Genomic DNA, 11,954 nt, shown 5'->3' on the forward strand with positions numbered 1-11,954 from the left:
AACATGCCGAACAACCGGGCCGCGACAGCCGCAACCACCGTTGTCGACGTACCGCGAGGGCTCGCGGGCGTCGTCGTCACCGACACCCGAATTGGTGACGTCAGGGGACGCGAGGGCTTTTACCACTACCGCCAGTACTCCGCCGTCGAACTCGCTCGGACCCGCGGTTTCGAAGATGTATGGCACCTCCTGGTCCACGGTGAGCTGCCTGAGGCGGGCCGTCTCGCCGCCTTCACCGCGCGTACGGCGGCGCTGCGGCGGCTGCCCGACGAGGTAGGGGCGGCGCTTCCGGCGATCGCGGCGGCGAGCGGCCGGTCCGGACCGCTGGCCGGCATGCGCACCGCGCTGTCGCTGCTCGGTGCGGCGAAGGGCTTCCGTCCCGTGTACGACATCGACGCGGAGGGTCGGCGCGCGGACTCCCTGGTCGCCTCGGCGGCCGTGCCGACCGTACTGACGGCGCTGCATCGGCTGGGTCGGGGCCTCGACCCGGTGGAGCCGCGGGACGACCTCCCTTATGCGGCCAACTACCTGTACATGTTGACGGGGTCGGAGCCGGAACCGCTGCACGCCAGGGCGATCGAGCAATACTTGATCTCAACCATTGATCATGGCTTCAATGCATCAACCTTTACGGCGCGGGTCATCGCGTCGACAGGGGCGGACGTGGCCGCGTGCCTCGTGGGAGCGGTGGGAGCCCTGTCGGGTCCGCTGCACGGCGGCGCCCCGAGCCGAGCGCTGGACACGCTGGACGCGATCGGCACGCCGGACCGCATCGACTCCTGGATCCGCGAACGTGTTCTCGCCGGTGACCGCATCATGGGCTTCGGTCACCCGGTCTACCGCACCGAGGATCCCCGCTCCCGCATGCTCCGGGGCATCGCCGAACAGTTCGGCGGTCCGTTGGTCGATCTGGCGGTAGAGGTCGAACGACGGGTGGAGGCGATCTTGGCCGAACTGAAGCCGGGCCGCGAACTGCACACGAACGTCGAGTTCTACGCGGGCGTGGTCATGGAACTGTGCGGCCTGCCGCGCGAGATGTTCACACCGACCTTCGCGGCGGCCCGTGTGGTGGGCTGGAGCGCCAACATCCTGGAACAGGCGGAGGACTCGAAGATCATCCGACCGGCGGCGCGATACGTGGGGCCTGTGCCTCCGGTGGCGGTGCCGTTGATGGTCTGACGGCGTCTCGAAGGCACTCGGCTTCCAAAAGTGGCCTGACACACCTGTGGCCTGGTGCCGTTCTGGCGCCAGGCCTCATCGGGGTCGATCGAACAGGGACGGGGTGCCGGACTGCTCGTCGTCTAGGTGCCCTGATCCCTCAACGGTGGAGTGAGGCCGGGCGGGTGACGGACGCGTCTTGGGTGAACGCGTGCTCGTGCGGTGATGTCAGGCGTCGGGAATATCCGCCTTGGCGCGGATCAAGGTCTCCCGGCTCACGATGACGATGCGTTCGTAGTCGGCACGAGCGGCGTCGGCGGGCAGTTCGCCGTCCAGCGCCTCGGTGGCCTCGGTGCCGATGACGGCGAAATTGCCGTCACTGAGTTCGAACACGTCCGGGCAGGTAGCTCCTGAGTTACTGCCTCGGGCACTCGGCGGCACACCGATGCGGCGCACGATCTTCAAGGAATTCGGTCCTTACGAAACAAAAGGTCTGGAGTACAGAGGTGCGCCAGCAGGCTACTGGTGTTCGTGTTGCTTTCGTGGCGGCATGCACAAAATTCCCTCCGTCGGGGTCCTTGGCTCTGCGAGGTTGACAGGCTCGCTGGTGCGGGCGAGCCGTCAGTCGGTAGGAGGGGTGCCCGCCACCCACCACTCGTCCGTGTCCGCGTCGTCGAGGTCTATGACGAGGTTGTCGACCATCTGCCCGATCCGGGCCTCGTCGGACGACTCGTTCAGGGACGCACGCTGTTTCTTGGAGGCCTCCCAGTACTCGCGGAACAGCGGGCTTTGGAAGAACTCGCGCAGGTGCCTGTACAACTCCTCCCGATCCAGAATTCCCGCTTTGTACAGGTGGTAAAGGTGGACATACCAGGCGTTTGCGTAGAAGAACTGGCGGCGCTTCTCTGCAGGGATGTTCTTGTCGTAGGTGTCGATCACCGCGGCGAGGGACGGATCGTCGATCGCCCTGGCCAGCAACTCCCACTGCATGCGCTGCTGGTGCGCGAGAGTCTTGCGCCGGATCGCCAACTCCTCGAGCTCCAGGCGCCTCTCATGCAGACGGGCTTCCTCCAGGCGACGCTGTCGCGCCGCCAGCGTCACCGAAGCGGCGGTGAGCAGGAGGGTGAGCGCGGTGGAGCCCAGCCTCCCCGCCGAGTACTTCTCTGTGGCCATGTCAACCCCCGAATCAGGCGGCAGTCCGCCGGTCGTCGTAGTGCGGGTCGACGGAGGGGGACCGGCGAGCGTTGGGCGGCGCTTGCCACCTCCAGAGTGCCGAGTGGCTCTGATCGGCGGGGGAGGCGGAGAGGAGGCGCACGGAAGGAAGCGAGGGTCGCACAGTCCGGCGCCATGCCCAACGTGTGCCCCGCACCGACTGCTGACAATCGTTCACCCGGCGACACGTCCTCCGGCTCGTATCCTGGGGCGGCATTCGTTCCTCGTACGCGCGCGGGGCCGTGAGCCGGTGTGCGCGTCGGCGTGAGAGAGGTCGCAGATTGAGTCAGCCGGGTCCGAGCCAGAACCCTCGGCAGATCCCCGTCATCGTCCTCGCCGGCTTCCTCGGTTCCGGCAAGACCACCCTCCTCAACCACCTCCTCCACCGCAGCGGAGGCAGCCGTATCGGGGCCATCGTCAATGACTTCGGGGCCATCGAGATCGACGCCATGGCCGTCGCGGGGGCGCTGGGCGACTCCACGGTGTCGCTGGGCAACGGATGTCTGTGCTGCGCTGTTGATGCGAGCGAACTCGATGTCTATCTTGATCGACTCACTCAACCCTCGTCCCGGATCGACGTCATCGTCATCGAGGCCAGTGGGCTCGCCGAGCCGCAGGAACTCGTTCGGATGGTGCTCGCCAGTGACAATCCCCGAGTCGTGTACGGGGGGCTGGTCGAGGTGGTCGACGCCGTCGAGTTCGACGACACCCGGATGAAGCACCCCGAGATCGACCGGCATCTCGCCCTCGCCGATCTCGTCGTCGTGAACAAGGTCGGGCGGGTAGCCGACGGTGGGGAGAAAGTTCTGGGGACCGTCCACGGGCTGGTCGACCGTGCGGCTGTCGTCCCCGCCGACTACGGGCGCGTCGACCCGGAGCTGCTCTTCGACTGCCGGCCGCCGGAGGAACGTATCGGACAGTTGTCCTTCGATGACCTGCACGACCATGGAGCGGACGAGCGCGGGGAGGGCGAAGACGGTCATGAGGACGGCGCGGGAGACCATTCCGGGCATCTGCACGCCGCCTACGACAGTCTCTCCTTCAGCTCCTCGACCCCCCTCCATCCGCGTCGGCTGATGGACTTCCTCGACAGCCGGCCCGAAGGGCTCTACCGCATCAAGGGGTACGTCGACTTCGGACCGCACGACCCGGGCAACCGGTACGCCGTGCATGCCGTCGGGCGGTTCCTGCGGTTCTATCCCGAGCCCTGGAGCGACGGCGAGGAGCGGCTCAGCCGACTCGTCCTCATCGGGTCCGGCATCCGGCTGCCCGCCCTCGGCAAGGACTTGGAGGCATGTATGGACGACGCCCCACACGCCGACGAGCACAGCATGTGGGGCGTCCTGAGGTACGTACAGGAGCAGGGCCCGGAGGGCTCCGACGAGGTCGGCTGAACTACACCGGACCCGTCACCACACCCACCGTCTTCGGCAACGACACGCCCGAGCCGTCGCGGCGCGGGTCCATCTCCGGGAGTTCGGCCGGGGTGCCGTTCTTCTGGGACGCTCGTGCCGGTGCCGGGCCCGCCCAGGCCAGGGACAGACAGTCCTCGCCCTTCAGGAACCGCTGGCAGCGGACGCCGCCGGTGGCGCGACCCTTGCGCGGGTACTGGTCGAAGGGGGTCAGCTTCGCGGTCGTCTGGACGGAGTCGTCCAGCGTGCCCCGCGAGCCGGCGACCGTGAAGACGACCGCGTCCACCGCCGGATCCACCGCCGTGAACGAGATCACCTTGGCGCCGTCCGTGAGCTTGATGCCGGCCATACCGCCGGCCGGGCGGCCCTGGGGGCGGACATGCGCGGCCTGGAAGCGCAGCAACTGGGCGTCGTCCGTGATGAAGACCAGGTCCTCCTCGCCGGTGCGCAGCTCCGCCGCGCCGACGATCCGGTCGCCGTCCCTGAGCGTGATGACCTCCAACTCCCCCTTGTTGGACGGATAGTCGGGGACCACACGCTTGACGACGCCCTGCTCCGTGCCGATCGCGAGCCCCGGGGACGACTCGTCCAGCGTCGTCAGGCAGACCACCATCTCGCCGTCCTCCAGGGAGAGGAACTCCGACAGCGGGGCACCGCCCGAGAGGTTGGGCGCCGCCGTCGTGTCGGGGAGCCGGGGGAGATCGATGACGTTGATACGCAGCAGGCGGCCGGCCGACGTCACCGCGCCCACCTCGCCCCGCGCCGTCGCCGGGACCGCGGAGACGATCAGGTCGTGCTTCGCGCGTCTGCCGTCCTCGTCCGCCGGGAACGGCTCACCGTTCGCCGTACGCGCCAGCAGGTCCGTCGAGGAGAGCAGGACCCGGCACGGGTCGTCGGCCACCTGGAGCGGGACACCGGCCGCGGGGGCGGCGCCGGCCGACTCCAGCAGAACCGTGCGGCGCTCGGTGCCGAACTTCTTGGCCACCGCGGCCAGTTCGTTCGAGACCAGCTTGCGGAGTTCCGCGTCCGACTCCAGGATCCGGGTCAGCTCCGCGATCTCCGCGGCCAGCCGCTCCTTCTCGGACTCCAGCTCGATGCGGTCGAACCGGGTCAGCCGGCGCAGCGGGGTGTCCAGGATGTACTGGGTCTGGATCTCCGAGAGGGAGAAGCGCTCCATCAGGCGTTCCTTCGCCTGCGCGGAGTTGTCGCTGGAGCGGATCAGCCGGATGACCTCGTCGATGTCCACCAGCGCGGTGAGCAGGCCCTCGACCAGGTGCAGCCGGTCGCGGCGCTTGCTGCGGCGGAACTCCGAGCGACGCCGCACGACCTCGAAGCGGTGGTCGAGATAGACCTCCAGGAGCTCCTTGAGGCCCAGGGTCAGGGGCTGGCCGTCCACCAGTGCCACGTTGTTGATGCCGAAGGACTCCTCCATCGGCGTCAGCTTGTAGAGCTGCTCCAGGACGGCCTCCGGCACGAAGCCGTTCTTGACCTCGATGACCAGGCGCAGGCCGTGGCTGCGGTCGGTGAGGTCCTTGACGTCGGCGATGCCCTGGAGCTTCTTCGCGCCGACCAGGTCCTTGATCTTGGCGATCACCTTCTCCGGGCCGACGGTGAACGGCAGTTCGGTGACGACCAGGCCCATGCGACGGGCCGTCACGTTCTCCACCGACACCGTGGCGCGGATCTTGAACGTGCCGCGGCCCGTCTCGTACGCGTCCCTGATCCCGGCGAGACCGACGATCCGGCCACCGGTGGGCAGGTCGGGGCCCGGCACGTGCCGCATCAGGGTGTCGAGGTCGGCGGCCGGGTAGCGGATGAGGTGGCGGGCGGCCGAGATGACCTCGCCGAGGTTGTGCGGAGGCATGTTGGTGGCCATACCGACGGCGATACCCGACGCGCCGTTCACCAGCAGGTTCGGGAAGGCGGCGGGCAGCGCCACCGGTTCCTGCTCCTGGCCGTCGTAGTTGGGGGCGAAATCGACCGTGTCCTCTTCGATCGACTCCGTCATCAGGGACGTCGCGTCGGCCATGCGGGCCTCGGTGTAACGCATGGCGGCCGGCGGGTCGTCGTTGCCCAGCGAACCGAAGTTGCCGTGGCCGTCGACCAGCGGCACGCGCATGGAGAACGGCTGGGCGAGACGCACCAGGGCGTCGTAGATCGACGAGTCGCCGTGCGGGTGCAGCTTACCCATGACCTCGCCGACGACGCGGGCGCACTTCACATAGCCGCGGTCGGGGCGCAGGCCCATCTCGTTCATCTGGTACACGATGCGACGGTGTACGGGTTTGAGGCCGTCGCGGGCGTCGGGCAGGGCTCGGGAGTAGATGACCGAGTACGCGTACTCGAGGAAGGAGCCCTGCATCTCGTCGACGACGTCGATGTCGAGGATCCGCTCCTCGAAGTCATCGGGCGGCGGGGTCTTCGTGGTGCGGCGGGCCATCGCTGCCGGCTCCTTCTGATTCCTGGTCGTTCGCCTACGGGGTGCTTGTGTCGGTGTCGAGAGCCCGATCGTGCTCAGCCCTGCGGGCCTCCGCGTGCTCGCCCTCTCGACACCGACGCGCCCCTGCGGCTCACTCTTGCTGAGACATGAACGGGATCTGACGCGGACCATTGTGGACTGCCGCACTGACAACGCGGACCAAGGCCCGTCCCTGCGGCGGTGTTGGGCGATGGCGGCCGATGCTGAAACGTACCGCCTGGAACCCGAGGAATCTCGCTGTCGGCGTACGTCCGCCGGGAACTTCGCCAGCACTCCACACGCTTGCATACAGTGGCAGGACCGGCAGGAAAACAGCGGTTGCAACAACCGCATCCGCGATCGAAGGGACGTACATGCCCATGGGTCACACGGCCACAGCCGAGGCAGGCTCCGGCGGCCTGACAGCGACCGAGCACCGCCTCGCCAACGGGCTGCGCGTGGTGCTCTCCGAGGACCACCTGACCCCGGTCGCAGCGGTGTGCCTCTGGTACGACGTCGGGTCGCGCCACGAGGTCAAGGGCCGCACCGGCCTGGCTCACCTCTTCGAGCACCTGATGTTCCAGGGTTCGGGCCAGGTGAAGGGCAACGGTCACTTCGAACTGGTCCAGGGCGCGGGCGGCTCGCTCAACGGCACCACCAGCTTCGAGCGCACCAACTACTTCGAGACCATGCCCACCCACCAACTGGAGCTCGCCCTCTGGCTGGAGGCCGACCGCATGGGCTCGCTGCTCGCGGCCCTCGACGACGAGTCCATGGAGAACCAGCGGGACGTCGTCAAGAACGAGCGACGGCAGCGCTACGACAACGTCCCCTACGGCACGGCGTTCGAGAAGCTGACCGCCCTCGCCTACCCGGCGGGCCATCCCTACCACCACACCCCGATCGGCTCGATGGCCGACCTGGACGCGGCGACGCTGGAGGACGCGCGCGCGTTCTTCCGCACGTACTACGCGCCCAACAACGCCGTCCTCTCGGTCGTCGGGGACATCGACCCCGAGGAGACCCTCGCCTGGGTCGAGAAGTACTTCGGATCCATCGCCGGGCACGACGGCAAGCCCGCGCCGCGCTCCGGCGCGCTCCCCGACGTCATCGGTGAGGAACTGCGCGAGGTCGTCGTGGAGGAGGTCCCCGCGCGCGCGTTGATGGCCGCCTACCGGCTCCCGGAGGACGGCACGCGTGCGTGCGACGCGGCCGACCTGGCGCTCACCGTCCTCGGCGGCGGTGAGTCCTCCCGCCTCTACAACCGGCTCGTACGCCGGGACCGTACGGCGGTCGCGGCCGGGTTCGGCCTGCTGCGGCTGGCCGGAGCGCCCTCCCTGGGGTGGCTGGACGTGAAGACCTCAGCGGACGTCGAGGTACCGGTCATCGAGGCCGCCGTCGACGAAGAACTCGCCCGGTTCGCCACGGAGGGCCCCACGGCCGAGGAAATGGAGCGCGCCCAGGCCCAGTTGGAGCGCGAGTGGCTGGACCGGCTCGGTACGGTCGCGGGCCGCGCCGACGAACTGTGCCGCTTCGCGGTGCTGTTCGGCGACCCGCAGCTCGCGCTGACCGCCGTGCAGCGCGTGCTCGACGTGACGGCCGAGGAGGTCCAGCAGGCCGCCAAGGACCGGCTGCGACCCGACAACCGCGCGGTGCTCGTCTACGAGCCCCTGACCGCCGACACCGACACCGACGAGGAGGCGGCCAAGTGACCGAGCTCGCCACGATGGAGTTCCACCCCCAGCCCCAGGCGGGCGAGGCCAGGCCCTGGGCCTTTCCGGCGCCCGGTCGCGGCACGCTCGGCAACGGTCTGACCGTTCTGCGCTGCCACCGCCCCGGCCAGCAGGTCGTCGCCGTCGAGGTACTCGTCGACGCCCCCCTGGAGGCCGAGCCCGCCGGTCTCGACGGAGTGGCCACGATCATGGCCAGGGCCTTCTCCGAGGGCACCGACAAGCACTCCGCGGAGGAGTTCGCCGCCGAGCTGGAGCGCTGCGGCGCCACCCTCGACGCGCACGCCGACCACCCGTGTGTGCGCCTCAGCCTCGAAGTCCCCGTGTCGCGGCTCCCCAAGGCGCTCGGTCTGCTGGCCGACGCCCTCAGGGCGCCCGCGTTCTCGGACAGCGAGATCGAGCGGCTGGTGCGCAACCGGCTCGACGAGATCCCGCACGAGACGGCCAACCCGGCCCGTCGCTCCGCCAAGCAGCTGTACAAGGAGCTGTTCCCGGCGGCCTCGCGCATGTCACGTCCGCGCCAGGGCACCGAGGAGACCGTCGCGAAGATCGACGCGGCTGCCGTACGCGCCTTCTACGAGAAGCACGTCCGGCCCGCCACGGCCACCGCCGTGGTCGTCGGCGACCTCACCGGCGTCGACCTGGACGCGCTGCTCGGTGACACTCTGGGAGCCTGGACGGGCTCCTCGGCCGAGCCGCGGCCGGTGCCGCCGGTGAGCGCCGACGACACCGGCCGGGTCGTCATCGTGGACCGCCCGGGCGCCGTGCAGACCCAGCTGCTCATCGGCCGTATCGGCGCCGACCGGCACGACCGTGTCTGGGCCGCCCAGGTCCTCGGCACGTACTGCCTGGGCGGCACCCTCACCTCCCGCCTGGACCGTGTCCTGCGAGAGGAGAAGGGCTACACCTACGGTGTGCGGGCGTTCGGCCAGGTCCTGCGCTCGGCTCCGGACGGCACCGGCGCCGCGCTGCTCGCCATCAGCGGCTCATTCGACACACCGAACACCGGTCCTGCCCTGGAGGACCTCTGGAAGGTGCTCCGCACCCTCGCGGCGGAAGGCCTCACCGACGCCGAGCGCGATGTCGCGGTGCAGAACCTGGTCGGCGTCGCGCCGCTCAAGTACGAGACCGCGGCGGCCGTGGCGAGCACGCTGGCCGACCAGGTCGAGCAGCACCTGCCCGACGACTACCAGGCGACGCTGTACCGGCAGCTCGCCGCGACCGGCACCGTGGAGGCCACCGCGGCGGCCGTGAACGCCTTCCCGGTGGACCGTCTGGTGACGGTCCTCGTCGGCGACGCGGCGACGATCGAGGAGCCCGTCCGGGCCCTCGGCATCGGCGAAGTGACCGTCGTCCCCGCCGAGTAGCGGCACCGGCGTACACGAGAGAGGCCCCGGTGACGCAAGCGTCACCGGGGCCTCTGTGTCCATGGTGATGCGCAAGTTGTCCATATTGATGGTGAGGTGGACTGTCTGCGCTGTGGCATGCGCTACAAAACCCGTGATCGGTTTGTTGATTGAAAGACGCCCCGCTTAGCGTCTGTCCGGCTGTCCGTCATGCACTGCGCCGCAGCCGCGGCACCGGACAGTCATCGCCGAGTCCCCGTACGGCGCGAGCCAGGGGAGCCGGGGACCCACCATGTGCAGTCCCTGGGGTGAATCGGATGCCCGCGCGTGCAGCGAGGGCGTTCGTAGGAGACCTTCCTGCTCCGAACCCGTCAGCTAACCCGGTAGGCGAGAAGGAAGGAAAGGACCCACCACCACATGGCGTTCACCCGCGCCACCGGGAAGCACCGTCGTCCCAGCCGCCCCAGCCTCGTCACCCGTACGACCGTCCGCGCGGCCGGCGTCGCCGCCCTCGCGACCTCCGGCGTCGTCGGCTCCCTCGCCGCTCCGGCGCTCGCGGCGGAGTCCGCCGTCGAGCGGACAGGCCTCACCCCGGTGATCTCCATCGGCGAGTCGCTCGCCGAGCAGATCGACGCGCAGGCCGCCGCCCAGGAACAGGCCGCCGAGAAGGCCGCCGCCGAGAAGCGGGCCTTGGCCGCCGCGCAGAAGGAGGCGGAGGAGCGGGTCAAGGAGGCGCGCGAGGCGAAGGCCCGTGCCGCCCGCGAGGCCGAGCGCAAGCGCCTCACCAGCTATGTCGCCCCGATCGCCGGCTCGTACATCTCCACGGGCTACAAGGCCGGGGGCGCAGTCTGGTCCTCCGGCAGCCACACCGGCGTCGACTTCCACGCAGCGTCCGGCACCACCGTCCAGGCCGTGGGCTCCGGCATCGTCGTCGAGGCCGGCTGGGGTGGGTCCTACGGCAACAACATCGTGATCAAGATGATTGATGGCACATACACTCAGTATGGTCATCTGTCGTCCATCAACGTCACCGTCGGCCAGACGGTCACCCCGGGCCAGCAGATAGGCCTCTCCGGAGCCACTGGCAACGTCACCGGTGCGCATCTCCACTTCGAGGCGCGCACCACCCAGGAGTACGGCTCGGACATCAGCCCTGTCGCCTACCTCCGCTCGCACGGTGTGAACGTCTGACGACCCCGCGCACCACTTGTCGTGGCCCCGGCTCATCGAGCCGGGGCTTTCGGCGTTTCGGGGGGCTGTGTGTCCAAAAAATATCCATGGATTCCGGCCTGCCGTCGGAAATTCCGGTTCTCTGCAATAGAGTCACTGAACACACGTCAATCGTCGACGTTTCACGGGGATTAAAGCGGAGGTCGGACATGCGTATTCCGGCGCACTCGGTATGCACGGCGATCCGGGACGACATCGTCGCCGGTGTCTACGAGCGCGGCAGCCGGCTCACCGAGGAACTGCTCGCCCGCCGGTACGGCGTCTCGCGCGTCCCCGTGCGCGAGGCCCTGCGCACGCTGGAGGCCGAGGGCTTCGTGGTGACCCGGCGGCACGCGGGCGCGTGCGTCGCGGAGCCCACCGAGCAGGAGGCCTCCGACCTGCTGGAGATGCGCATGCTCCTGGAGCCGCTGGGTGCCTCCCGGGCCGCCCAGCGGCGCACCGAGGCCCACCTCAAGGTGCTGCGGGGTCTGGTCCGGCTGGGGCAGGAGCGGGCCAGGAGGGGGAACAGCGAGGACCTGCGCTCCTTGGGAGGCTGGTTCCACGAGACGCTCGCCCAGGCCTCCGGAAGTCACGCCCTGACCTCGACGCTCACCCAGCTCCGCCACAAGATCGCCTGGATGTACGCGGTGGAGGCGCCGGCCAGTCCCGTCGACTCCTGGGCGGAACACGGGGCGATCGTGGACGCGGTGGCACGCGGCGACGGTGAGCGGGCGCGGGCGATCACGGCGCTGCACACCGAGCGGGCGGCCGTCGTGCACCGCCTTCGATTTCCGGGCACCGGGGACCGGCCGGATCGTGTGAGGACTTCGCAACATCCCGTAAACATGACGGGCCTCCGTCATTAACACGAGCGCCGTATACAAAGAGGGTTGAATTCGCGGGGGATTATTTCTGCTGCCTGCGACCGGGAATTACGAAGGGCCCGCCCGATATTCGGGCGGGCCCTTCGTCGTGTGCGGATGATGCTTTTGCGGTGGCTTCTGTTGCCACCGTCAATTGAGGACCCCGTGGGCTTCCTCAGACGGTCTCGGGAAGTTCCTCGAGTCCCTCGGCCACCAGCTTCGCCAGGCGGTCGAGCGCGGCGTCGGCGCCCTCCGCCTCGGAGGCGAGGACGATCTCCTCGCCGCCCTGGGCGCCCAGGCCGAGGACGGCCAGCATGGAGGCCGCGTTGACGGGGTTGCCGTCAGCCTTGGCGATCGTCATGGGGACGCCGGCGGCCGTGGCCGCACGGACGAAGATGGAGGCGGGGCGGGCGTGGAGGCCCTCCGCCCAGCCGACGTTGACGCGGCGCTCAGCCATGTGATGCTGCCCTTCACTGTCTCAGGGTTGTCTAGACCATTGTTCCATAGCGTGAAGCGTGCCGGGAGGCGGGCCGAAACCCGTCCCAAAACCGCGTTCGAACCCCGGC

General features: G+C 69.1%; 10 protein-coding genes and 1 riboswitch. Of the genes, 6 read left to right on the plus strand and 4 right to left on the minus strand.

All coding sequences use genetic code 11. The features are described 5' to 3' along the window. Positions 1-3 precede the first annotated feature (3 nt). Positions 4-1,179: a citrate synthase/methylcitrate synthase gene (locus tag IEY89_RS13230; protein WP_189147567.1), complete on the plus strand. Its 1,176-nt coding sequence runs from the start codon at positions 4-6 to the stop codon at positions 1,177-1,179. Positions 1,180-1,386: 207 nt separating this feature from the next. Here IEY89_RS13230 and IEY89_RS13235 read toward each other — a convergent pair whose 3' ends face one another. Together IEY89_RS13235 and IEY89_RS13240 are read right to left on the minus strand one after the other, a co-directional pair. Further along, a complete protein-coding gene (locus IEY89_RS13235) occupies positions 1,387-1,623 on the minus strand; it encodes a hypothetical protein (RefSeq protein WP_189147568.1) in 237 nt (78 codons plus the stop codon). A gap of 156 nt (positions 1,624-1,779) precedes the next feature. Continuing rightward, positions 1,780-2,331 (minus strand): DUF6082 family protein, encoded by a 552-nt coding sequence (locus IEY89_RS13240; protein ID WP_189147569.1) that lies wholly within the window; start codon positions 2,329-2,331, stop codon positions 1,780-1,782. Positions 2,332-2,651: 320 nt separating this feature from the next. On the opposite strand from IEY89_RS13240, the gene IEY89_RS13245 reads away from it, so the two are divergent. After that, positions 2,652-3,764 (plus strand): CobW family GTP-binding protein, encoded by a 1,113-nt coding sequence (locus IEY89_RS13245; protein WP_189147570.1) that lies wholly within the window; start codon positions 2,652-2,654, stop codon positions 3,762-3,764. Between the two features lies 1 nt (position 3,765). Here the strand turns inward: IEY89_RS13245 and IEY89_RS13250 are convergent, their stop codons facing one another. Further along, positions 3,766-6,222, minus strand: a complete 2,457-nt coding sequence (locus tag IEY89_RS13250) for a DNA gyrase/topoisomerase IV subunit A (protein ID WP_189147571.1) — start codon at positions 6,220-6,222, stop codon at positions 3,766-3,768. Positions 6,223-6,620: 398 nt separating this feature from the next. On the opposite strand from IEY89_RS13250, the gene IEY89_RS13255 reads away from it, so the two are divergent. The 4 genes from IEY89_RS13255 to IEY89_RS13270 all read left to right on the plus strand — a co-directional run bounded on the left by IEY89_RS13255 (position 6,621) and on the right by IEY89_RS13270 (position 11,391). After that, a complete protein-coding gene (locus tag IEY89_RS13255; protein ID WP_189147720.1) occupies positions 6,621-7,952 on the plus strand; it encodes a M16 family metallopeptidase in 1,332 nt (443 codons plus the stop codon). Next, entirely contained in the window at positions 7,949-9,337 is a 1,389-nt protein-coding gene (locus IEY89_RS13260) for a M16 family metallopeptidase (RefSeq protein ID WP_189147572.1), read from the plus strand. The genes IEY89_RS13255 and IEY89_RS13260 overlap by 4 nt, the downstream gene beginning before the upstream one ends. A 215-nt stretch (positions 9,338-9,552) precedes the next feature. Beyond that, positions 9,553-9,720, plus strand: a riboswitch (cyclic di-AMP (ydaO/yuaA leader). A gap of 13 nt (positions 9,721-9,733) precedes the next feature. Then, entirely contained in the window at positions 9,734-10,507 is a 774-nt protein-coding gene (locus IEY89_RS13265) for a M23 family metallopeptidase (protein ID WP_189147573.1), read from the plus strand. 188 nt (positions 10,508-10,695) lie between these two features. Then, positions 10,696-11,391 carry a GntR family transcriptional regulator gene (locus IEY89_RS13270; protein ID WP_189147574.1) on the plus strand — a complete coding sequence of 232 codons (696 nt, stop codon included), beginning with the start codon at positions 10,696-10,698 and terminating at the stop codon, positions 11,389-11,391. A 172-nt stretch (positions 11,392-11,563) separates the two neighbouring features. Here IEY89_RS13270 and IEY89_RS13275 read toward each other — a convergent pair whose 3' ends face one another. Continuing rightward, positions 11,564-11,845: an HPr family phosphocarrier protein gene (locus IEY89_RS13275; protein ID WP_006379745.1), complete on the minus strand. Its 282-nt coding sequence runs from the start codon at positions 11,843-11,845 to the stop codon at positions 11,564-11,566. Positions 11,846-11,954: the final 109 nt, after the last annotated feature.

Source organism: Streptomyces lacrimifluminis (assembly GCF_014646095.1).
Lineage (GTDB): Bacteria > Actinomycetota > Actinomycetes > Streptomycetales > Streptomycetaceae > Streptomyces > Streptomyces lacrimifluminis.

Bases quoted from the DNA above. Each gene is read 5' to 3' on its own strand.
- IEY89_RS13230 (WP_189147567.1), top strand. From the start codon at position 4: ATGCCGAACAACCGGGCCGCGACAGCCGCAACCACCGTTGTCGACGTA.
- IEY89_RS13240 (WP_189147569.1), bottom strand. From the start codon at position 2,331: ATGGCCACAGAGAAGTACTCGGCGGGGAGGCTGGGCTCCACCGCGCTC.
- IEY89_RS13250 (WP_189147571.1), bottom strand. From the start codon at position 6,222: ATGGCCCGCCGCACCACGAAGACCCCGCCGCCCGATGACTTCGAGGAG.
- IEY89_RS13255 (WP_189147720.1), top strand. From the start codon at position 6,621: ATGGGTCACACGGCCACAGCCGAGGCAGGCTCCGGCGGCCTGACAGCG.
- IEY89_RS13265 (WP_189147573.1), top strand. From the start codon at position 9,734: ATGGCGTTCACCCGCGCCACCGGGAAGCACCGTCGTCCCAGCCGCCCC.
- IEY89_RS13270 (WP_189147574.1), top strand. From the start codon at position 10,696: ATGCGTATTCCGGCGCACTCGGTATGCACGGCGATCCGGGACGACATC.
- IEY89_RS13275 (WP_006379745.1), bottom strand. From the start codon at position 11,845: ATGGCTGAGCGCCGCGTCAACGTCGGCTGGGCGGAGGGCCTCCACGCC.